This is a genomic window from Mycobacterium sp. RTGN5 (genome assembly GCF_033804465.1).
In the GTDB taxonomy this organism is placed as follows: domain Bacteria; phylum Actinomycetota; class Actinomycetes; order Mycobacteriales; family Mycobacteriaceae; genus Mycobacterium.
Genome location: NZ_JAPZLA010000001.1, coordinates 377037 through 397663, shown reverse-complemented (window position 1 = coordinate 397663; position 20627 = coordinate 377037). Strand labels below are relative to the sequence as shown.

Here is a 20627-nt window from a genome sequence, read left to right as displayed (position 1 = left end):
ATCTGCCGAGTCAAACGACCTGACATCATGATCTGTCCTTACTTTTCATGCCGGGTTGGTTATTGCGTCGCTGGCTGGCCCGGCAGTTCACCAGCCGCCCACCCCCGAAGGGCGGAGGACACTCAAGATATCTCACCTCACCAGCAATTGCATAGCAACTTTTGCTACGGGCGAAAACAACGGGCTCTGACCCCGCGTGGCAACGACGTTTTGACGGGCCTCGATGTTAGGAACGAAGCATGGTACGAAGCTGTCGAGAATGCGCCGCTGGCCTGGGACATTGCCACGGAACGCTGATAAGCCACGCGCTGCATCGCGCGGAGTGCACCGAGGACGGATGTGAAACTCCCGAACTGGTTTTTCATACTTTGGTAATAGATTGCGACACGGTCGGCTGCGACTGCTTTCAGCAAACTATGGGCCGGTTGGCTGGGTAATTCCTGTCAGCCCATGGGGTCGACGGATTCCAGCGCGTCCTCAATCGGGTGGACGTCGGGCTCGGGGTAGAACGGTGGGCTGAGGGCTCCCCACTGCACGCAACTCCAGCGGCCGTCGGTGATCGGCGACAAGGCCACCGCCTCGGTGTTGGCCAGATGGTGGTCGAGCACGAAACTGCTCTCCACACCGGCCAGCGTGGCCGCGACCAACCGGATCGCCGCGCCGTGGCTGACCACGACGATGTCCTCGGACCACGCGTGGTTGTCCAGATAGCGCAGCCGCAGGTCGGTGATCACCGGGAGGTAGCGGTCCAGAACATCGCTGGCGCTTTCCCCGCCGGGCATGGGGACCGCGAGCTCGCCCTGGTGCCACCGCTGGTAGATCGCGTTGAACTCCGCGACCGCGTCGTCGTCGTTGCGATTTTCCAGTTCGCCCGCCTGCACCTCGTGGATACCGTCGAATTCCTCGGCGGACAGCCGCAATTGAGTGGCGATCTCGGCCGCGGTCTGGGCGGCCCGCCGGGCGACCGAATGCACCAGCAGGCCGGGCGGACGGCTGCGGGCCATGGCGAAATCGCGCGCCTGTTCCCGGCCGAGGTCGGTGAGATCGGCCCCGGGCGGGCGGGTGTCGAGGCGGCGCTCGACGTTGCCGTGGGATTGCCCGTGGCGCAGAAGGATCAGCCGTCCACTCATGTCGGATCGCCCTCACGAAGTCGGGCCAGCCACCGGCCGGCCTCGTCGAGTTGTGGCGGCGTCGCACCGGCCGCCGATTCCGTCGGCCACGAGCCGAGATAGCGAACGTCGGCACAGCGCCGATGCAAGGCCTTGAGCGCCTCGGCGACCGCGCTGTCGTCGATGTGGCCGACGCAGTCCAGGAAGAAGACGTAGGTACCGAGTTCGGTTCGGGTGGGCCGAGATTCGATCCGGGTCAGGTCGATGTCGCGGATGCCGAATTCGGTCATCGCCGACACCAGCGCACCAGGCGTGTTGGCGATCCGCAGCACCACCGAGGTGCGGTCGGCGCCGGTGCGGGCGGGCGGTGCGCCAGGGCGACCGACGAGGACGAACCGCGTCCTGGCATTGGGTTCGTCGACAACCCCGTCGGCCAGGGTGGACAGGCCGTAGCGCTGCGCGGCCAGCGCCGTGCTCACACCGGCATCGGCGCGACCGGCAGCCACCTCCTTGGCGGCCGCGGCATTCGAATTGGCCGGAATCAGACCGGCTTCCGGCAGATGCTCGGCCAGCCACCGGCGCACCTGCGCGGCGGCGATCGGAAACGCCGCGACAGTGCGCACCGAGTCGCGGTCGCTGCCGTCGCGCACGACGATGCTGAACGCGACGTTCAGCGTCAGCTCGGCGTAGATCTGCAGCGGCGCGCCCGTGGCCAGGCTGTCGAGGGTGGGCAGCACGCTGCCCTCGATGGAGTTCTCGATCGGTACACACGCAAAATCGGCTGTGCCGTCCCGGACGGCGGCCAGGGCCGCCGGGGTGCTGTCCGTCGGCTGCGGTTGCGCGGGATCGCCGCCCGGAACCACACCGGCAGCGCACATCTTGAGAAGTGCCGCTTCGGTGAACGTGCCCTCGGGACCGAGGTAGGCGATGCGGGCCACGGTCCAACCCTATCGGGTCGGTCGTAAGGGAAAGCCTTGCGTGACCCGGCGGCGATAGTTAACTTAGGCTTACCTCACTAACTGGAAGGGTGCGCGATGACCTCAGCGACGCTCACTACGCCGTCCACCGCCGAACGCGTCCGCAGCGCCTGTGCGCGTGCTGCCGGCGCGATGCTGGTCGCCGACGATGTCGCCCCGGCCACGACACCCATTCACCACCTGCTGCCCGGCGGCTCCTTCGCGGTCAGCCTGCCGATCGAATCGGCGCTGGCCGTCCGTGCCCGCGCGGCCGGTACCGATGGCGTCGCAGCAGTCCTGGAACTCACCGACTTCGCCCCGCTGCCATTGCGCGAACCCGTGCGGTCGCTGGTGTGGATCCGCGGCCGAGTGCAAGGCGTGCCCGAACACGCGGTGCGCACGATGGTCGACATGATCGCCACCGATCACCCCAACCCGGCACTGCTGGACATCGGATCGGGGCAGGTCCTGCTCCTGCTTGAGGTGGAATCCGTGGTGGTCGCCGACGCCGCCGGCGCCGAGACCGTCGGGCTGCACGATCTGATGGTCGCCCAGCCGGACCCGTTCTGCGAGTTCGAGTCGGCCTGGCTGTGCCATCTGGACAGCGATCACCCCGAGGTGCTCGCCCGGCTGGCCGGCAAGCTGCCCGCGCCGCTGCGGCGCGGCCGGGTCCGTCCGCTGGGGCTGGACCGCTATGGCGTCCGGCTGCGCGTCGAGGGCAGCGACGGTGACCATGACGTGCGCCTGCCGTTCGGCGAGCCGGTGCAGGACGTGCCCGGCCTGGGCCGGGCCATCCGACTGCTGATGGGTTGCCCGTTCGTCAACGGGCTGCGCGCACGGCGGATGTAGGGCCATTACCGTGGCGGGGTGAGCACCACCCGCGACGAGTTCCTCGCCACCGACCGGCGTGGCCTTCGCATCGAAGTCGCCGTCATGCTCGCCGTCACCTTCGGCGTCAGCGCTGTCATCGCGATGCTGCAGCTATTCGATGCGGTGCTCTCCGGGCTTGCCGGGCACCGAGTTCGGTTGAACCCCAACCTGTCCCGCTACGACCTGATCAACCTCGGCCTGAACCTGGCGTCGATCGCCCAGCTGGTGGCGTGGGGCACCCTCGGCCTGTATCTGTTGTGGCGCAGCGGCATCACGCCGACCCGGCTCGGGCTGGGACGGCTGCGCTGGCGCGTCGACGTGCTGGGTGGACTCGGCCTGGCCGCGCTGATCGGTATCCCAGGCCTGCTGCTGTATCTGGCGGGCCGTTGGCTCGGGATGACGGCCGACGTGGAGCCCGCCGCGCTGCACGACACCTGGTGGCGCATCCCGGTGCTGATCCTGTCGGCGTTCGCCAACGGCTTCGCCGAAGAGGTCGTGGTCGTCGGCTACCTGATCACCCGGCTCAAACAGCTGGGCCTGAGTCAGAACCGGGCGATCCTGGCCTCCAGCGTGCTGCGCGGGGCGTACCACCTCTATCAGGGCTTCGGGGCCGGGCTGGGCAATCTCGTGATGGGTGTGGTCTTCGGGTACGCCTGGTGCCGCACCGGCCGGTTGTGGCCGCTGGTGATCGCGCACGGCGTCATCGACACGGTCGCGTTCGTCGGGTACGTCGCACTCGCCGGTCATCTTGGCTGGCTCAAGTAAGCCAGACACGTAAATTGACCTGGTGAGCGAGCACTGGCCGCCGGATCCGCCGACCGAGCGGATACCGCGTCAAGCGCCGCCACCTTCTCAGCGGCCGCCGCATGAGCCGTCCCAGGTGATCCGGCGCGACCCGGATCGCCGTCCGCCGCCACCACCACCCCGAGCTCCGACGCCACCGCCACCCCGACAGCCACCGCCCCCACCGCGGCAGGCGCCTCCACCCCCGCCACCGCGGCGACCTCCTCCGCCGCCGCCCACTTCGCGGCCGCCTGCTTCGCGACCGCCCACTCCCCCGGCGACCGCACCGCCGAAGCCGAAACGCAAAAGGCGTTGGGGCCGAAGGGTTTTCGTCACCCTGGTCGTCGTGCTATTGCTCGCGGCCGGCGGCCTCGTCGGCGGCGCCGTCTGGATCGACACCAGCCTGCACCGGGTTGCGGTGTTCGACTATGCCGAGCGGCCCGCCGCGGGCGCAGGCACCACCTGGCTGCTCGTCGGCTCCGACAGCAGAGCCGGACTGACTCCGGAACAGCAGGCCGAACTGACCACCGGCGGCGACTTGGGTAACGGCCGGACCGACACGATCCTCGTGGTGCACATCCCGGCGCTCGGCTCCAGCGCCCCCACCACGATGGTCTCGATCCCCCGCGACTCCTACGTGGACATCCCCGGCCACGGCAAGGACAAGATCAACGCCGCCTTCGCCGAGGGCGGCGCACCGCTGATGGCCCAGACCGTAGAGCAGGCGACGGGCCTGCGTCTCGACCACTACGCCGAGGTGGGTTTCGACGGGTTCTCGGTGGTGGTCGACGCCCTCGGCGGCATCCAGGTGTGCCCGGCCGATCCGATCGATGACGCGCTGGCCGGGATCAACCTGCCCGCCGGCTGCCAGACCCTCGACGGGCGCAACGCCCTGGGCTATGTGCGATCCCGGGCGACCCCGCGCGCCGATCTGGACCGGATGGTCCACCAGCGCGAGTTCATGGCCGCGGTGATGCACAAGGCCAGCAGCCCCGGGGCGTGGCTCAATCCGTGGCGCTGGTATTCGGTGCCGCACGCCGCCGTCGGGTCACTGACCGTCGACAACGGTGACCACGTCTGGGACCTGGCGCTGCTGGGCTGGGCGCTGCACGGCTCGACCACCGCGATCACGGTGCCGATCGGCGAGTTCACCGGGAGCGACTCCGGCTCGGTGGTGGTGTGGGACTCCGATGCGGCCGATCAGTTGTTTTCAGCGCTGCGCACCGATTCGGCGATCCCGCAGCAGGTGCTCGACGCGCAGCCCTAGTCGCCGGGGACGGCCAACGGGTTCTGGAGCCAGGCCTTGGTGCGTCCCGGATGGTTGGTGGCGATCCAGCCGACCCCCAGATCGCGGCAGTAGCCGATGTCCTCGTAGTGGTCGACGGTCCAGCAGTACATCGCGCGCCCCTGGGCAGCGGCCCGGTCGACGAGCTCGGGATGCTCCCGCAGCGTCGCGATCGACGGCCCAACGGCCGTCGCCCCGACTGTCGTGGCGGCGCTGCCGCCCAGATACCGCGAGGTCTCGCCCAGCAGCACGGTCGGCAGCAGGGGTGCCGCGCGGCGGACCCGCCACACCGCCGCAGCCGAGAACGACATCACCACCGCACGGGATAGATCCGCCGAGGCCGGCGCGGCGATGCCGTAGCGATGCAGCAGGGCCAGCACCTTGCTCTCCACCAGCCCGCCGTAGCGCACGGGGTGCTTGGTCTCGACGAACAGCTTCACCGGCCGGTTCCAGTCCAGCACCAGGCGGACCAAGTCGTCGAGGGTGAGCAGACCCGTGCCGATCGGCGGATCGTCGGATTGCGCGCTGCTGTGCCACGCCCCCCAATCCAGCCGTTTGAGTTCAGCCAGCGTCATCTCGCTGACCAGACCCGTACCTGTCGACGTGCGGTCTACCCTCCGGTCGTGCACACACACCAGATGGCCGTCGCGGGTCAGCCGGACGTCGCACTCGACTCCGTCGGCGCCTTCAGCCAGCGCGAGCTCGTAAGCAGCCAGCGTGTGCTCGGGCCGCTCGGCCGAAGCGCCACGGTGGGCAACCACGAAGGGCTGCCCGCCGTGCGGTTCGGCGGCCGAGTGCATACGCCTATGCTGCCGGTTCCTGTTGGTCCGGCTCAACCGCTGGCGGCGATTCGGGCGCTGGCGGCGATTCGGCCTCGGCAGGCTGCGCCGGGGGCTGGTCCTGGCCCACCACCACCCACCGGTGCAGCGGCCGTTCGACAGGCTTGCGCACGAAGGCGTCGAATACCTGCCACAACAACACCAGCACACCCGCACCCAGCAGGTAGGCGACGATCATCGTCACGGTGTTGTCGGCGATCCCCTGCGGTTTGTTGGTGAAACTCGTGGCGATCCCGAAGATCGATACCGCCGTCGACAGGATCCAGGCGATCCACCAGGCCGCGATCGGTCCGCGCAGCCGGGCCTGCGTCTGTTCGGCGTGGGCGAGTTCGATGACGTAGAGCGGTGCCCAGACAAGGTTGGCGACCGGCACCAGACATCCGGCCCAGAGGGCCCAGGCCGGTCGCGGGTCGTCCTGCCCGAGGTGTTGATAGACCGCAGCGCGGCGGGTGATCAACCACGACGTCGTGACGACGGCGGTCAGGATCACTGCCACGATCGCGGCCAAGCTGGCCAACACGCCGAGCCACAGCGCCGCGCCGGCGACCAGAGGCGACAGCAGCGACGTCCGGTTGATCAACAGCAGCACGTAGCGAACGATGTGGAGCGCCGCTGCCAGGCCGAAGATGGTGATCGCCGAGAGCAGCGCCGCGCGGACGGTGACGGGCGCTGGCCCCTGCTTGACGGCTTCGTCCTCGCCCGGCGCCGACGGCACGAGATGGTCGCCAAGGCCCCACCGCGGGATGTAGGCGTAGCGCGGCGTCGGCCCGAGCGGACGACGACGACGACGCGGCGGGGGCGGCGGACCTGGCCGAACGGCGATCCAGCGGAAACCCTGCGGCAGCCGCGGTCCACCGGTCTGGGATCCCGGTGGCCTGGCCGGCGGGTGGCTCGTGGCGCCTGGGCTCCAGCGCGGATCTGGCGGATTGACCGGTGCCATCAGGGCGCCATTGCAGCGCGGGCACCAGCCGCGCTGGCGATCGCGCACGTTCCACCGTGTCCCGCACTGGGAGCACACCTGAATCACGCGGACCAGCCTAGCGAGCGCAACTGGAGTCCGGAGTGCCGCGGCAGGGCCGCAATGGGTGCGGATTGTGGCACGCAGTGCATCTTCGGCGATCTGGGACGTGCAGCAATGACTGGACTATCCACAGTTTCCACAGGTTTATCCACAGGCCTCCGCAGTGGTGAATGGGCACTGAGCGCACCATCTCGCCACGGAGACAGGCAGTATCTGTGGATAACCCGACAACCCGGAAGCGCCCTGATCAACAACTTGGTAACGGGCGAGCGAAATCTGTTGCCTCGCTAACCGTCCAAAGAGACGCTGCGACGCGCCGAGCGACACGCCGAGACCCGCAAGCCAACTGTGATCTTGGATACCCCCTTTCTCGATCAACAAACCGCCAACTTTTTCAACCGGTGTTCAGGTGCCGTGGTTGAGACGATTTTCCTCGGGGTACAGGAGGGGTTATGATCGCGCTCACAGAAGAGCGTGTGACTAACTTCACTGGGGGCGGTAGTTGAACATGCAGGTCAGGACGGTGTGATGGCATCTCAATCAGTCCGGGCGCAGTCTGCGTCCCAGCCGTCGCACTGGCACGTCTCATCGGCGACCTGTAACCGCTCGTACATGCTGGCCGCCCTGCGCGCCGGGGTCATCGCCCTCGTCCTGCTGGGCATCCTCGCCGTCATCGTCTTGTTCTGAGCCGGCCCCGGCTTCGCCGGCCGCGCGCCGAATCCGCACCTAGTTCGCACCCGTGTCGCCTTGCCGCCATGCGCTGCGTGCCGCATCCTGAGTTGAACCGACCCGCTGTCGTGTCGCACTGACATACCGAATGTCGCGGAGGCGAGATGGAAAATGGTTCCGGGCGTGCGGTCGAAATCGCCCCCTTTCATTCTCGCGGTGCCCTGAAGGGCTTCGTCGTATCCGGCCGCTGGCCGAACTCGACGAAGGAGTGGGCGCAACTCCTGATGGTCGCGGTACGTGTTGCCTCGCTGCCCGGATTGCTCTCCACCACAACCATTTTCGGCGTTCGGGAGGAGCTGCCCGACATGCCGCAGCCGGGCACCGTCGGCCTGGTCCTCGCCGAAGGTCCGGTGGTGGGCGAGTTTGCAGTCCCGCCAGGGCATTTCGCTGACAGGCAGCCACCCGCGCTGTTGATGCTTCACCCACCATCCGAGACCATGCCGTCGCTTCCGGAATGCTCTGGAGCAGCATCGGGTTGCGTTCTGTTGCCGGGCATTCCTCACCTGGGCTTAGAGCACCGTGCGGCGTGGGTCGAGGCCGAGTCGGACGGAACCATCACCAGCATGGTGAGCCGGGTCGGCGTCGACCCGATCAGCCACCCCGACACTGCGATTCTGGCGATGCTCCTTGCCGCGTAGCCGGTTTTGAGGGTGCCCGAACTTTCTTGCGTGGTATCCCAAATTTATTGCTGCTGTTGGGTTTTCGACTCGTAAGAGTTGCGCGCACCGTTCGAGTGCCCGTATTGTTGGCCCCAGCGAAGGGGAGTAGCCCCCAATCGGACAATCGACATACTGGCCTGGCGCGCATACCGCAGGGCCCGGTTGTTCGGCCGGCGTAAGCGCCGGTGGGCGAGACCTTCGGCCGTGAAAACCGTTAGTGGTTGTCGGCCGGAGGCATCTGTACCGCCCCTGACGACAGCCACCCGAATGAGGAGTGCTGGGTGCTCGCCGCGCTATTCCTGAGTTTCGCCGTCATCTTCGTCGCCGAATTGGGCGACAAGTCACAACTGATGGCCATGACGTTCGCGCTGCGCCATCGCTGGTGGGTCGTGCTGAGCGGTATCACCGTCGCAACGACGGCCGTGCACCTGATTTCCGTCGCTGTCGGCCACTACCTCGGCGCCGCACTGCCCACCCATGTGCTCGGCATCCTCGCCGGTGTTGCCTTCGTTATGTTCGGGCTGTGGACGCTGCGTGGGGACAAGCTGTCCGACGACGAGGCCTCCCGGGCCCAGCGGACCACCGCGCCGGCCTTCTTCGCCGTGACGTCAGCTTTCCTGCTAGCTGAGCTCGGCGACAAGACGATGCTCGCGACGATCACCCTGGCCGCCGACAACGACTGGGTCGGGGTGTGGATCGGGTCGACCATCGGCATGGTCGCCGCCGACGCGCTGGCCATCCTGGTCGGAGCCCTGGCCGGCAAGCACCTGCCCGAGCGGCTCATCCAGCTGGGCGCAGCCGCCCTGTTCCTGGTGTTCGGGGTGTCGATGCTCATCGACGGGGCATTCCCCACGGCGCCCGCCATCGTCGGCATCGGAATTTCGGTGGTCCTCGTCGCGCTGGCCGCGGCTGCGACTCGCGCACTGCCGCCACGCCTGCGACCCGCCGTGCTCCGCACCGACGCCGCACCAGCGTCGAAGGGTGGGGCGGCGGGTGGCGAGTCGGCATAACCGCACTTACAGCAAAGTAGATTTCCGCAACAGCACTCGATACCCTCGGTTGCTCAGGGTACTCTCAGGTTCTTGAGCGAGCGATTATCGGTCAGCTGCTACGCCAAGAGGCCTGCCACCATGCGTTTCTTTGCCTCAGCGTGGGCGCTGAGCAGGTAGCGACCTGAGAAAATGCCCGCATGAATGTTTGCCAGTACGCCGAAAATGTCCGCGTGCGTCAATTATCCGGTAGTTTGCACTTGGTTGTCAGCGGATGTGTCGCTACGATGATCAGCAAATAAGCCAACGGAAATGACCGCTCTTCTGCATGTGGAGGTCAACAAAGATGAGCACGACGTTCTCGGCCCGACTGAATCGCCTGTTCGACACGGTGTATCCCCCCGGCCGGGGTCCTCATACCTCTGCGGAAGTGATCGCCGCGCTGAAGTCTGAAGGCATCACGATGTCCGCTCCGTACCTGTCGCAGCTGCGCTCAGGCAACCGGACCAACCCGTCGTCGACCACCATGACGGCGCTTGCCAACTTCTTCCGGATCAAGCCGCAGTACTTCACCGACGACGAGTACTACGAGAAGCTCGACAAGGAGCTGACCTGGCTGGCCAACATGCGCGACGAGGGTGTGCGGCGCATTGCCGCACGGACCGTCGGGCTGTCCCCAGAGGCCCAGCAGGACATCGTGTCGAAGGTGGATGAGCTGCGTCGTCGGGAACACCTCGACGATTAGCCCGTCGCTCCTGTCACAGGAGTTTCGGCAACGTTAGATTCCGGTCAGCGCCGCGCGGCTTCACTGTCCAACGTGCGGTACTGGCGTGCGATCTCGAGGATCCATTCGCGATCCGAGCAGGTCTCTGGCTGCCCAAGCCAGCGCATTCCTGGGAACTGCCCCTGCCCTGCCGGGCGCGCCACTCGCGGCGTACGCCGTCCGGCATGGATCCACTTGGCGATCGCCATCGCCTGTGCGTCGGGTCTGACCGTCGGCCGCTCGACATCCGCCAGCACCTCGACCCCCGCGCCGTCCGGCGTGGCGGCCGCCAGATGCGCGGCCATCGTGGCTTCCAGGTACAGGGCGTCGGAGATCAGTGACAATCGCTCAGCCACCCGGAAAACCAGTGGGCCGCGCGGTCGTTCGCCGATCCCGACATCCGGCTGCCGCCGCTCGAGTTCGGTCAGCAGAGGGTCGATGAGACGCAATTCACGTCGTCCACCGAACCAGTCCTCCACGGCAGGCAACAGCGACCCCGCTGCGACGATCGCCATTGCGGCGCCCAGCAGCGTCGCCGCGGTTCCCACGCCCACGAGATGCGAGGTGCCGACGGCCCGGATCAGGAAGAACGCGCAGGCCGCCACGAGCAGCGCGATGCCCACGGTGAAGACGAACAACGCGCGGCCACGGCGGGTCCGGTTGGAGTGCCGCATTCCGGCCCACAGCGCCAACGTGAAGGCGAGCATCACGTACAGCAGCGGCAGCAGCCAGGGCAGCGAGGTGTTGGCCGACCCGAGATTGCGCCGCAGGTACTCCTCGGGAGATGTCTCGGGCTGCTGACCCGACAGGAAAAACAGCACCAACGTGGCGACACTGATCGCACCGGCCATGGCGTACTGCGCCGCCGCGATCCGGCGGATGACGGCGGGGCTGCGGGTCGACGCGACGCTGGTGATCATCACGCAGCTGCCCGCCGCACACCAGACCAAAGCCACCTGACTCAGGCCGATCGAGATATTCGACCAGTGCAGCGCGCTGTCGATCAGCAGCGTCAACGGTGGCCAGTTCAACGCGGCGACCAGAGCCAGACTGCCAAGGGCAACGATCATCGCCGAGCTGACCACCGACTGCTTGTTGACCAGCGCCCACCCGATGCGCAGGCCGGTCGCCATTCCCAGCAGACCAGCGATCACCCAGACGATCAACCAAACGCCTCTCCGAGGCGAACTTGCACGATCGAGGACCGGTCCGACGGCGACCGGCCCAGCCGATACAAGAGCAGCGCCGCGAAATCCTCGGCTTCCTGCTCGACGTCCTCACCGCCCGGGCCCATACATCCGGTGCGCTGGTTGAGCATGTAACCGATGAGGTCGTCGCTGGCCAGCTCCGCGACATCGCGGGCGGCCTCGGTGACCGGGATGCCGTAATGGCCGAGCACGAGGTGGCCCAGCTCATGGGCCAAGGTGCGGTCCCAGGTCGGCAGCCCATGCTGAATCAGGAAGACGTCGTGATCGGCGTATTGACGCCACTGACCGCAGACCCCGGCCGGCAAGTCGGCCATGGTGACTTCGATGAGACGGTCGCGGTCCTCGCTGACGGCGGCAACCAACCGGGTCAGGGAGATTTCACCGTGGCGGGGCGCGAGATCCAAGACGTCGTTGACTGCCGTGGTAACCCGGCGACTGGCCGACACCTCATCCCCCTTCTCCGTCGGCGACTGGGCTGCGATCGCACGCGGTCCGCGTCACTGCATGAATCGGGTGGTCCCCGCAGTCCGCACGACGTGGCCGGCTCTTGCTTGGCGATACCCGACGACCCCACCGAGTGCGGTCAGGGCGAGGATTCCGGCGAAACCCGGCAGGGCCACCGCCGCAACCTCGCCCATCTTGGCCTCTTGGAGGTATCTGGGATAGCCAACCCTAGTCGACGGTGGCATTTCTGTACCGGCTCCGGCGGACGTGGCGGGCGGCCGTTCGCGGGTCGTGGCGGATTCCCGACCGGGACCGGTCCGCGGGCCCGGCTCGGTACTCGGGCCGCCCGGGCGCATCGGCGGCGGGAATGCCGGCGGCGGCAATCCGATCATCGGCGGCATCGTGATGGGCGGCGGCTCCAGGCTGATGGGCCCGACCGTCCCGTGCTCGGCGCTGGCGACGGGAGGCTCCCCCGGCAGCCCCGGCTCTCCGGGCGGCGGAATCGTCCGCGGCCGGAGGTCAATGACACCTCCGCCGCCACCGCCACCGCCGCCGACCGCAGCGGGCGCCGGGGCAGTCAGGCTCGGCGCTTGAGGCATCCCGACGGACGGTGGCGGCCGATGCATCTGCGGGTCTGGTGGTAGCGAGAACGGAGGAACCTCCGCCTTCCCCGGGGGCAGCAGGCGCAGCCACCTGCCGCGATGCGGCCAGCCGTGCTGCGACCAGTCTGAATGCGACCCGTCGGAATGTGGCCAGTTGTGATGGCCGGGATGCCAATGGCCGCGACTACCCGAACCCGGCGTGGCGTCGTCGCCGCGGGGCTTTCCTGGGCCGCCGGGTCGATGGCCCCCGGGGCGCGCATCGTTGCTATCGGAACCACCACCGGCGCCTTGCCTGTCGTGGCTGTTACCAACCGTGCCGGGGTCGGCGCCGGCCGGTGTCGCCCAGAGCACGCCCGTACCGCCGCAGAGCAAACCGCACGCGATCACCCAGCTAATCGCTGCGGCCCTCATTGGCGAGCGGTTCACGACGTTCCTCGAGTTAGCGGCGCAGGTGGCGCCGCGTCGGATGGTTTGCAGATCATTGTGGCATATCCGCAGGTCGTGATAGGGCCCGTTGGGCCGGGCGATAGGGTTAGCTGACCCGATCGCGAGCGCGCCTCGCCGATCGCCGACGACCTACTCTGGAGGCATCAGGTATGGGCCTGTTCACCAAGCGCAAAAGCCGTGCGACGCGCCGCGCGGAGGCTCGAGCGATCAAGGCCCGCGCCAAGCTCGATGCCAAGCATTCGGCCAAAAACGAGGTGCGTCGCATCAAATCCGCCGAGCGTTCCGAGAACAAGGCGATCAGGGCCCAGTTGAAGGTCGCGCGCGACGCCGACCGAACCGCGGTCAAAGTTGCCGAAGCGCAACTGAAGGCAGCCCGCGAAGGCAAACTTCTGTCCCCCACCCGGATCCGGCGCGCGCTGACGGTGTCCCGGCTGCTGGCCCCTGTGGTCGTGCCCGTGGTCTACCGCGCCGCCATCGCGGCACGGGGGGCAATCGACGAACGCCGTGCCGATCGTCTCGGCGTGCCACTGAGCCAGCTCGGTCAGTTCTCCGGGGTCGGCGGGCAGTTGTCGGCGCGCATCGGCGGCGCCGAAAACTCGCTGCGGCAGGTGGCCGAGAAAAAGCCGAAAGATAGTGAGACCAAACAGTTCGTCGCCGCGCTGACCGAACGACTGTCCGCGTTGTCCGCGGCCGTCACCGCCGCGGAGAACATGCCAGGACCACGGCGCAGGGACGCCCATGCTGCGATCGCCGAGCAGCTCGACGGTATCGAGGCCGACCTGATGGCGCGCCTCGGCGTGCTGTGATGCGCCTCGCTAAGGCGGGCGCGCTCACCGCCGCGCTGATCCTGGGTTCTTGGTTAACTGCGGCGACGGCCGACGCGCACGTCCACGTCGATGCCGACCACCCGGTGCGCGGCGACTACGCACTGGTCACTTTCCAGGTGCCGAATGAATCCGAAAAGGGCTCTCCCACTACGAAAGTCACAATCTCACTGCCCGACGTCGCGTCGGCCAGCACCGATGTGATGGCCGGCTGGACCGCTGCCCTGGACCGCGACGCCGGCACCGGCACGTACCGATCCGTCACCTTCACCGCGGCGCCGAACGCGGGCATCGGGGTGGGCCAGTTCGAGTTGTTCGCGATCTCGATCAAGTTGCCGGACAACGATTCCGCGACGTTCCCGGTGGATCAGACGTACGCCGACGGGACGGTCGTGCACTGGAACCAGCCGCCGCTGCCCAACGGCGACGAGCCCGACTACCCAGCGCCGGTGCTGGCGCTGATTTCCGCTCCGCCTGCTCCCAAGGAGCGGCACGCGGCGCCCGCGGCCCCCGCACCCACCACAGCCCCGTCGGTCAGTGCCGCGCCGACTTCGGGTGAGCACGCCGAACCCACTGCCGGCGCGGATAACACCGCCCGCGCCCTGGCCGGCGGTGCCCTGCTGGTGGCCGCGATCGGCGTCGGCGTCGCGGTGGCCCGCCGACGGACTTGACGGCCATCCGGCGCGTTCTCGCGACCGCCCTGCTGATCGCCGGCATGGCGATGACCGGAATGGCGGTGGCCTCGGCTCACGCCGTGCGGATTGCCGCCGACCCAGCGCCCGATGCATCGCTGGCCAGCCCACCGTCGCGAGTCAGCGCCACCTTCAACGAAGCGCTGCACACCGACTTCGCCGCGATGACCGTCGTCGGACCCGACGGGAACCTTTGGTCCGATGGCACCCCGCAGGTACAAGGCGCGGTGGTCAGCACACGCGTGCGCCCGCTCGGCCCGGCCGGGAGCTACACCGTGAACTACCGGGTCACCTCTGCCGACGGCCACGTCGTGTCCGGCTCCTGGTCGTTCACCTTGACCGCGGCTGGCAGTGGTACACCCGGCCCGCCTGCGGCGGCGTCGACCCACACCTCCGAGCGGGCCCTCCCGGTCTGGCCCTTCGTTCTCGGCGCCGCGGCAGTGATCGCCTGTGGCGTCATGTGGTCGCGGCTCCGCCGATCGTGACGCTGGCCCACGCCGGTGAGCAGGGCCGGACAGCCGGCCCCCGCCTGGCATGATGGGTGCCACTGCTGGCGTTCGCGACTAGATATTGCAAAGGAGCAGCCAGATGGCCGATGCGCAGGATCAGCCCGACGAGAGCCGGGCCGCCACGCCGCCGGGGCCGCCGCCCCCAGAGAAGGCCGCTGCCAAAAAGCAGCCGGCCAAGAAGGCGGCGAAGAAGGCGGTGAAGAAGGCGCCCGCCAAGAAGGCGCCGGCCAAGGCCGCGGGGGCCACCGCTCCCGCCAAGAAGGTTCCGCCCACAACTGCGCCGGCGAAGAAGGCCGAGAGCAATGGCTCGCCGACGCTCGCCGCCGACAATGGCTCGCCGACGCTCGCCGCCGACAATGGCTCGCCGACGCTCGCCGCCGACAATGGCTCGCCGACGCTCGCTGTGGGCGCCCGCGCCGCGGCAGCCAACGCCAAGTCATCGGTGGAGCAGGCCGCCAACCCGGTGTCGCCGCCGGTGCCGGTGCCCGCCCCCTCGCCCGGGCGCTCTCCGCTGCCGTTCGCGGTGGCCATTGCGGCGACCCTGCTGCTCGCCCTGCTGGTGCGCCGCCTGCGCCACCGGCACGCGGAGTGAGCATGACCGTCACTTTCCGCGCCACTGCCGACCTCGTCGACGACATCGGACCCGAGGTGCGCAGCTGCGATGTCCAGTTCCGTCAGTTCGGTGGCCGCGCCGAATTCTCCGGACCGATCAGCACGGTCCGCTGCTTCCAGGACAACGCCCTGTTGAAATCGGTGTTGTCCGAGCCGGGCGACGGCCGCGTCCTGGTGATCGACGGTGATGCCTCGGTGCACACCGCGCTGGTCGGTGATCTCATCGCCGAACTCGCCCGCTCCAACGGCTGGGCGGGGCTCATCGTGCACGGCGCCGTGCGAGACGCGGCGACGCTTCGCACGCTCGACATCGGCATCAAGGCGCTGGGAACCAATCCCCGCAAGAGCACCAAGACCGGTGCCGGTGAACGCGATATCACCGTCAGCTTCGGCGGCGTCAGCTTCGCTCCCGGCGAGCTGGCCTACAGCGACGACGACGGCATCGTGGTTATCTGAGCCGTCAGGCGTTAACCGGTTTCACCACACGGTTTTTGGTGAAGTGCAAGGCGTCGTTGTCGATCCTGTCCTGACGGATCGCGCGCAGGTCCAGGAAGTAGTTCTGGTGCACCTGCCACGGCGCCACCGACCCCGACTTCGGCAGCTCGTGCAGTGAGCGCCGGAGATAGCCCGACGCCAGATCGACGAACGGTCGACGTTCTATCGTGTCGCCCGGATCCTGCGGCACGACGGTGTCGAAGCCGTTGGCATCCATGTAGTTCAGCAGCCGGGCGACGAACTCTGACGTCAGGTCGGCCTTGAGGGTCCACGAGGCGTTGGTGTAGCCGAAGGTGAACACGACGTTCGGCAGCCCGGTGAGCATCATGCCCTTGTAGGCCAGCGACCCCGCCATGTCGATAGGCGCACCATTGCGTAAAACCTTTGCGCCACCGAAGAATTGGACGTTGAGACCGGTCGCGGTGACGATGATGTCGGCATCGAGATGCTCCCCGGAGGTCAGCTCGATACCCGTCGCGTCGAACCGCACGATGGTGTCGGTGACCACATCCGCTTTGCCCTTGCGAATGGCGCGGAACAGATCGCCGTTGGGCGCTGCGCACACCCGCTGATCCCACGGCTTGTACGAGGGGCTGAAGTGTTTGTCGAAGTCGTAGCCCTCGGGTAGGCGCCGCTCGGCCAGGGTCCGCAATTGCTTGCGGAAAAAGTTCGGGAACCGGCGCGCGAGCTGGTAGTACAGCGTGCTGCGGCCGATGGCCTTCCAGCGCGCGATCGGGTAAGCAGCCTTCGGCGGCAGCAATTGGTTGACGCGGCCCGCGAACTTGTCCTTATCGGGTTGCGGCGCAATATAAGTCGGGGTCCGCTGCAGCATCGTGACCTTGCCTGAGCCGCTGTCGATCAACGCGGGGATCAGGGTCACGGCTGTCGCACCGCTACCGATCACGACGACCTTCTTGCCCGCGTAGTCCAAATCTTCTGGCCAGTGTTGCGGGTGCACGAGGGTGCCGCCGAAGTCCTGCGCGCCGGGGAATTCGGGGCTGTAGCCCTCGTCGTAGTTGTAGTAGCCGCTGCAGGCCAGCAGGAACGAGCAGGTGATCTGGATTTCTTCGCCGCCGGCGTTGACCGTCAGCTCCCAGTGGCTTTCGGCGTCGGACCAGTTGGCAGCCAACACCTGGTGGCCGAAGCGCATGTGCTTGTCGATGCCGTTCTCGTGGGCCGCGTCCTTGAGGTACTGCAGGATCGACGGGCCGTCGACGATCGACTGCTCCGACGTCCATGGCTTGAACCGGAAGCCGAGGGTGTACATGTCCGAGTCCGACCGGATGCCGGGGTATTTGAACAGGTCCCAGGTGCCGCCGAGATTCTCCCGGCGCTCCAGGATCAGGTAGCTCTTCGACGGGCAGCGGTCCTGCAGATGCCAGGCAGCGCTGATCCCGGAGATACCGGCGCCCACGATCACGACATCGACGTGTTCAGTCATGCCGGTCACGCTATCAACACTGTGTTGAATAGGTCAACGGTCTGTTGAAAAATTCAACACCCTGTAAAGTAATGGCCGTGCCAGCTGCCAGTCCGACCCGCATTCGCGGCCGTCGAGCGACCCGTCCCTCGGGGGACGATCGCGAGGCGGCCATCTTGCGGACGCTGGAAGACATGCTCGAGCAGCGGCCGTTCACCGAGATCTCGGTGGACGACCTCGCCAAGGGTGCAGGCCTGTCCCGCCCGACGTTCTACTTCTATTTCGCCTCCAAGGACGCGGTGCTCGTGCGGTTGTTCGCCCGTGCGATCACCGCCCCCGGCGCCCGGCAACAGCAACCGACCGACAGCGACACCGAGGACTCCCAGCAAGGCTGGCGCGACGGTATCTACGCCTTCTTCGACTCGCTGCGTCCCCATCGTGCGGTTGTGCTCGCCGGCCTCGACGCCATGACCGCCAACGCCGAGCTGCGGGATATGTGGACGACGTTCATGACCGGCTGGATCGACTACACCGCCGGGCTGATCACCAAGGAGCGGGAGCGGGGGGCGGCGCCCAACACCATCCCGGCGCGCGACCTGGCGGCGGCGCTCAACCTGATGAACGAGCGCGTGGTGGTCGCCGCCCAGCGCGGCCAGCAGCCGATGCTGCCGGAGGGCCCCGCCCTGGAAGCCCTTGCCCACATCTGGATCGCCAGCATCTACGGCGGGACTAAGGTCTCTGGGGCCTCCGCGGCCTCGGTTTGATTCCGGCTTCGCATATTGGATTCGCGTCCAGTCCGGGTGGCCCTAGTCTTGCGGGGTGCCGGAGCCACACCCCACTACGCCCTCTGCGGGGGCCACCGTTGCCAAGCTCGCGCTGTGCTGCGTGCTGGCCGGTGTCTTGGTGGCGGCCATGCTCTTTCCGCTCGCCGGCGGTGCGGGGATCGTCGTCAACCATGCCTCCGATGTAGCGGCGCAGGATTCCGCGGACCTGATGACCGGCGAGGTGCCCACGGTCTCGACGATGGTCGACGCCGCGGGAAACCCGATCGCCTGGATCTACGCGCAACGCCGTTGGCCGGTGCCCAGCGATCGGATCGCCGACACCATGAAGTTGGCGATCGTATCGATCGAGGACAAGCGCTTCGCCGATCACAACGGCGTCGATGTTCAGGGCACCCTGACCGGTCTCGCCGGTTACCTCAGGGGTGATCTCGACACCCGTGGCGGGTCGACGATCGAGCAGCAGTACGTCAAGAACTACAACCTGTTGGTCAACGCCCAGACTGATGCCGAACGGCGGGCGGCGATCGAGACGACACCGGCGCGCAAGCTGCGTGAGATCCGGATGGCGCTGGCACTGGACAGAGCGCTCTCGAAACCCGAGATCCTCACCCGGTACCTGAACCTGGTCTACTTCGGCAACGGCGCCTACGGGGTGCAGGACGCCGCCAAAACGTACTTCGGCGTCAATGCCACCGACCTCAACTGGCAGCAGGCCGCACTGCTGGCCGGGATCGTGCAGTCGACCAGTGCACTGAACCCCTACACCAACCACGAAGCCGCGCTGGCTCGCCGCAATCTGGTGCTGGACACGCTGATCGACAACGAGCCGAGGTTCGCCGACGCGTTGCGCGCCGCCCGTCAGGAACCGCTGGGCATCCTGCCCCAACCGAACAGCCTGCCGCAGGGCTGCATCGCGGCCGGCGACCGCGGTTTCTTCTGCGACTACGTGCTGCAATATCTGGCCCGCGCGGGGCTGTCCAAGGATGATGTGGCGCGCAACGGCTACCTGATCCGGACCACCTTGGACCCGAACGTCCAGAACAGCGTGAAGAAGGCGATCGACACCGTCGCCAGCCCGACGCTGGACGGGGTCGCCAGCGTGATGAGCGTCATCCAGCCCGGCAAGACCAGCCACAAAGTCCTCGCGATGGGTGACAACCGCAACTACGGCCTGCAGCTCGACGCCGGCCAAACCGTGCAGCCCCAGCCCTTCTCGTTGGCCGGCGACGGTGCCGGGTCGATCTTCAAGATCTTCACCACCGCGGCCGCCCTCGACATGGGCATGGGGATCAATGCGCAGCTCGAGGTTCCGGCACAGTTCCAGGGCAAAGGGTTGGGCAGCAGTAACACCCCGGGCTGCCCCAAGGAGACCTGGTGTGTGAAGAACGCCGGTAACTACCGCAGCCCGATGAGCGTGACGGATGCGCTGGCTCAGTCGCCCAACACGGCATTCGCCCGGCTGATCGGGCAGGTCGGCGTGCAACGCGCGGTGGACATGGCGGTCAAGTTGGGATTGCGGTCCTACGCCGAACCGGGCACCGCGCGTGCCTACGACCCGGACAGCAACGAGAGCCTGGCCGATTTCATCAAACGCCAGAACCTCGGCTCGTTCACCCTCGGCCCGTTCGAGTTGAATGCACTCGAATTATCCAATGTGGCAGCCACATTGGCATCAGGTGGCATCTGGTGCCCGCCCAGTCCGGTGGACAAGATCTTCGACCGCGACGGCCGCGAAGTGTCCGTCGAGACCCAGTCCTGCGAGCAGGTTGTGCCGGACGGGCTGGCCAACACGCTCGCCAATGGGCTGTCCAAAGACGTCACCGGCGGCACCGCGGCGGGTTCGGCCGGCTCGGTGGGCTGGAGCCTGCCGATGTCGGGCAAGACCGGCACCACCGAATCGCACCGCTCGTCAGGGTTTCTGGGCTTCACCAACCAGTACGCCGCGGCGAACTACATTTTCGACGATTCCACCAACCCCGGCGGGCTGTGCTCATTCCCGCTGCGCAAGTGCGGCTACGGAAATCTGTACGGCGGCAACGAGCCGGCGCGAACCTGGTTCCTGGCGATGAAGCCGGTTGCAGGAGACTTCGGCCCGATCGCACTGCCGCCCACCAGCCCGCGCTACGTCGAAGGCGGCCCGGGCAGCACAGTACCCAGCATCACCGGCCTGAGCTTCGACGCTGCGCGGAAACGACTGCGGGACGCCGGTTTCCAGGTCGCCGACCTGCCAACCCCGATCAACAGCTTCTCGTCGCGGGGTGCGGTGGTCGGCACCACCCCGACGGGCAAGACCATTCCGGGATCGATCATCACGATCAACACCAGCAACGGGATCCCGCCCGCTCCGCCGCCGGATGCGGTCCCGCCGCCGCCTCCCCCGCCGCTGGACGCACCACCACCGGACGTCAACGTGATCAACATTCCCGGCCTGCCGCCGATCACGCTGCCGATGTGGCCACCGCCGCCGCCACCCCCACCTCCGCCGCCCGAACCGCCACCGCCGCCACCGCCGCCGCCCGCTCCGGAGCCGCCACCGCCGGGGCCTGACGCACTGCCACCCCCGGCCTAGCTGTCGGACCCGCATGC

22 protein-coding genes are annotated in these 20627 nt (G+C 67.6%); 14 read left to right on the top strand and 8 right to left on the bottom strand.

The annotated features are described in order from the left end of the window. Window positions 1-443: 443 nt before the first annotated feature. Entirely contained in the window at window positions 444-1130 is a 687-nt protein-coding gene (locus SLQ31_RS01865) for a histidine phosphatase family protein (protein ID WP_319429148.1), read from the bottom strand. Further along, on the bottom strand, window positions 1127-2047 hold the full coding sequence (pheA, locus tag SLQ31_RS01860) for a prephenate dehydratase (protein WP_319429146.1): 921 nt from the start codon (window positions 2045-2047) through the stop codon (window positions 1127-1129). The genes SLQ31_RS01865 and pheA overlap by 4 nt, the downstream gene beginning before the upstream one ends. Window positions 2048-2143: 96 nt before the next feature. On the opposite strand from pheA, the gene SLQ31_RS01855 reads away from it, so the two are divergent. The 3 genes from SLQ31_RS01855 (at window position 2144) to SLQ31_RS01845 (ending at window position 4985) form a co-directional block, all read left to right on the top strand. Next, on the top strand, window positions 2144-2914 hold the full coding sequence (locus tag SLQ31_RS01855) for a DUF2470 domain-containing protein (RefSeq protein ID WP_319429144.1): 771 nt from the start codon (window positions 2144-2146) through the stop codon (window positions 2912-2914). Window positions 2915-2998: 84 nt separating this feature from the next. After that, window positions 2999-3700 carry a CPBP family intramembrane glutamic endopeptidase gene (locus tag SLQ31_RS01850; RefSeq protein ID WP_319432758.1) on the top strand — a complete coding sequence of 234 codons (702 nt, stop codon included), beginning with the start codon at window positions 2999-3001 and terminating at the stop codon, window positions 3698-3700. Between the two features lie 61 nt (window positions 3701-3761). Continuing rightward, window positions 3762-4985 (top strand): LCP family protein, encoded by a 1224-nt coding sequence (locus tag SLQ31_RS01845; protein ID WP_413641854.1) that lies wholly within the window; start codon window positions 3762-3764, stop codon window positions 4983-4985. Here SLQ31_RS01845 and SLQ31_RS01840 read toward each other — a convergent pair. Further along, a complete protein-coding gene (locus SLQ31_RS01840) occupies window positions 4982-5803 on the bottom strand; it encodes a glycerophosphodiester phosphodiesterase (RefSeq protein ID WP_319429142.1) in 822 nt (273 codons plus the stop codon). The genes SLQ31_RS01845 and SLQ31_RS01840 overlap by 4 nt on opposite strands. 4 nt (window positions 5804-5807) lie before the next feature. After that, entirely contained in the window at window positions 5808-6869 is a 1062-nt protein-coding gene (locus SLQ31_RS01835) for a DUF4328 domain-containing protein (protein ID WP_319429140.1), read from the bottom strand. A gap of 522 nt (window positions 6870-7391) precedes the next feature. Here SLQ31_RS01835 and SLQ31_RS01830 point away from each other — a divergent pair. The 4 genes from SLQ31_RS01830 (at window position 7392) to SLQ31_RS01815 (ending at window position 9985) form a co-directional block, all read left to right on the top strand. After that, window positions 7392-7550: a hypothetical protein gene (locus tag SLQ31_RS01830; protein ID WP_319429138.1), complete on the top strand. Its 159-nt coding sequence runs from the start codon at window positions 7392-7394 to the stop codon at window positions 7548-7550. 146 nt (window positions 7551-7696) lie between these two features. After that, window positions 7697-8230: a peptidase gene (locus tag SLQ31_RS01825; protein ID WP_319429137.1), complete on the top strand. Its 534-nt coding sequence runs from the start codon at window positions 7697-7699 to the stop codon at window positions 8228-8230. A gap of 302 nt (window positions 8231-8532) precedes the next feature. Further along, a complete protein-coding gene (locus SLQ31_RS01820) occupies window positions 8533-9261 on the top strand; it encodes a TMEM165/GDT1 family protein (RefSeq protein ID WP_319429135.1) in 729 nt (242 codons plus the stop codon). 325 nt (window positions 9262-9586) lie between these two features. Further along, window positions 9587-9985 carry a transcriptional regulator gene (locus SLQ31_RS01815; RefSeq protein WP_108052862.1) on the top strand — a complete coding sequence of 133 codons (399 nt, stop codon included), beginning with the start codon at window positions 9587-9589 and terminating at the stop codon, window positions 9983-9985. Window positions 9986-10029: 44 nt separating this feature from the next. On the opposite strand, the gene SLQ31_RS01810 is transcribed toward SLQ31_RS01815, so the two are convergent. From SLQ31_RS01810 to SLQ31_RS01800, 3 genes are read right to left on the bottom strand one after another with little or no spacing between them, the layout of a single operon-like run. Beyond that, a complete protein-coding gene (locus tag SLQ31_RS01810; RefSeq protein ID WP_319429132.1) occupies window positions 10030-11169 on the bottom strand; it encodes a hypothetical protein in 1140 nt (379 codons plus the stop codon). Next, window positions 11166-11657 carry an ImmA/IrrE family metallo-endopeptidase gene (locus tag SLQ31_RS01805; RefSeq protein WP_108052732.1) on the bottom strand — a complete coding sequence of 164 codons (492 nt, stop codon included), beginning with the start codon at window positions 11655-11657 and terminating at the stop codon, window positions 11166-11168. The genes SLQ31_RS01810 and SLQ31_RS01805 overlap by 4 nt, the downstream gene beginning before the upstream one ends. A gap of 51 nt (window positions 11658-11708) precedes the next feature. After that, window positions 11709-12254, bottom strand: coding sequence for a hypothetical protein (locus SLQ31_RS01800; protein ID WP_319429128.1), 546 nt, complete (start codon window positions 12252-12254; stop codon window positions 11709-11711). A 599-nt stretch (window positions 12255-12853) separates the two neighbouring features. On the opposite strand from SLQ31_RS01800, the gene SLQ31_RS01795 reads away from it, so the two are divergent. The 5 genes from SLQ31_RS01795 (at window position 12854) to rraA (ending at window position 15797) form a co-directional block, all read left to right on the top strand. Beyond that, window positions 12854-13510, top strand: a complete 657-nt coding sequence (locus SLQ31_RS01795) for a DUF6474 family protein (protein WP_319429126.1) — start codon at window positions 12854-12856, stop codon at window positions 13508-13510. Next, window positions 13510-14199, top strand: coding sequence for a YcnI family protein (locus SLQ31_RS01790; protein ID WP_319429124.1), 690 nt, complete (start codon window positions 13510-13512; stop codon window positions 14197-14199). Before SLQ31_RS01795 ends, SLQ31_RS01790 begins: the two co-directional genes overlap by 1 nt. 44 nt (window positions 14200-14243) lie before the next feature. Continuing rightward, window positions 14244-14705, top strand: coding sequence for a copper resistance protein CopC (locus SLQ31_RS01785; protein ID WP_413641853.1), 462 nt, complete (start codon window positions 14244-14246; stop codon window positions 14703-14705). 103 nt (window positions 14706-14808) lie between these two features. After that, entirely contained in the window at window positions 14809-15321 is a 513-nt protein-coding gene (locus SLQ31_RS01780; RefSeq protein ID WP_319429122.1) for a nucleoid-structuring protein H-NS, read from the top strand. A 2-nt stretch (window positions 15322-15323) separates the two neighbouring features. After that, a complete protein-coding gene (gene rraA, locus SLQ31_RS01775) occupies window positions 15324-15797 on the top strand; it encodes a ribonuclease E activity regulator RraA (RefSeq protein ID WP_319429120.1) in 474 nt (157 codons plus the stop codon). A gap of 4 nt (window positions 15798-15801) precedes the next feature. Here rraA and SLQ31_RS01770 read toward each other — a convergent pair whose 3' ends face one another. Continuing rightward, entirely contained in the window at window positions 15802-17277 is a 1476-nt protein-coding gene (locus SLQ31_RS01770; protein WP_319429118.1) for an NAD(P)/FAD-dependent oxidoreductase, read from the bottom strand. A gap of 71 nt (window positions 17278-17348) precedes the next feature. Between SLQ31_RS01770 and SLQ31_RS01765 the strand changes: the two genes are divergently transcribed. Together SLQ31_RS01765 and ponA2 are read left to right on the top strand one after the other, a co-directional pair. Beyond that, window positions 17349-18020: a TetR/AcrR family transcriptional regulator gene (locus SLQ31_RS01765; protein WP_319429116.1), complete on the top strand. Its 672-nt coding sequence runs from the start codon at window positions 17349-17351 to the stop codon at window positions 18018-18020. A 55-nt stretch (window positions 18021-18075) separates the two neighbouring features. Continuing rightward, window positions 18076-20610, top strand: a complete 2535-nt coding sequence (gene ponA2 / locus SLQ31_RS01760) for a transglycosylase/D,D-transpeptidase PonA2 (RefSeq protein WP_319429114.1) — start codon at window positions 18076-18078, stop codon at window positions 20608-20610. Window positions 20611-20627 lie beyond the last annotated feature (17 nt).

Excerpts from the sequence above, each read along its gene's own strand:
- SLQ31_RS01865 (WP_319429148.1), bottom strand. The coding sequence starts at position 1,130 with ATGAGTGGACGGCTGATCCTTCTGCGCCACGGGCAATCCCACGGCAAC.
- SLQ31_RS01855 (WP_319429144.1), top strand. The coding sequence starts at position 2,144 with ATGACCTCAGCGACGCTCACTACGCCGTCCACCGCCGAACGCGTCCGC.
- SLQ31_RS01850 (WP_319432758.1), top strand. The coding sequence starts at position 2,999 with ATGCTCGCCGTCACCTTCGGCGTCAGCGCTGTCATCGCGATGCTGCAG.
- SLQ31_RS01840 (WP_319429142.1), bottom strand. The coding sequence starts at position 5,803 with ATGCACTCGGCCGCCGAACCGCACGGCGGGCAGCCCTTCGTGGTTGCC.
- SLQ31_RS01830 (WP_319429138.1), top strand. The coding sequence starts at position 7,392 with ATGGCATCTCAATCAGTCCGGGCGCAGTCTGCGTCCCAGCCGTCGCAC.
- SLQ31_RS01825 (WP_319429137.1), top strand. The coding sequence starts at position 7,697 with ATGGAAAATGGTTCCGGGCGTGCGGTCGAAATCGCCCCCTTTCATTCT.
- SLQ31_RS01815 (WP_108052862.1), top strand. The coding sequence starts at position 9,587 with ATGAGCACGACGTTCTCGGCCCGACTGAATCGCCTGTTCGACACGGTG.
- SLQ31_RS01800 (WP_319429128.1), bottom strand. The coding sequence starts at position 12,254 with ATGCCTCAAGCGCCGAGCCTGACTGCCCCGGCGCCCGCTGCGGTCGGC.
- SLQ31_RS01795 (WP_319429126.1), top strand. The coding sequence starts at position 12,854 with ATGGGCCTGTTCACCAAGCGCAAAAGCCGTGCGACGCGCCGCGCGGAG.
- SLQ31_RS01790 (WP_319429124.1), top strand. The coding sequence starts at position 13,510 with ATGCGCCTCGCTAAGGCGGGCGCGCTCACCGCCGCGCTGATCCTGGGT.
- SLQ31_RS01785 (WP_413641853.1), top strand. The coding sequence starts at position 14,244 with ATGGCGATGACCGGAATGGCGGTGGCCTCGGCTCACGCCGTGCGGATT.
- SLQ31_RS01780 (WP_319429122.1), top strand. The coding sequence starts at position 14,809 with ATGGCCGATGCGCAGGATCAGCCCGACGAGAGCCGGGCCGCCACGCCG.
- rraA (WP_319429120.1), top strand. The coding sequence starts at position 15,324 with ATGACCGTCACTTTCCGCGCCACTGCCGACCTCGTCGACGACATCGGA.
- SLQ31_RS01770 (WP_319429118.1), bottom strand. The coding sequence starts at position 17,277 with ATGACTGAACACGTCGATGTCGTGATCGTGGGCGCCGGTATCTCCGGG.
- SLQ31_RS01765 (WP_319429116.1), top strand. The coding sequence starts at position 17,349 with ATGGCCGTGCCAGCTGCCAGTCCGACCCGCATTCGCGGCCGTCGAGCG.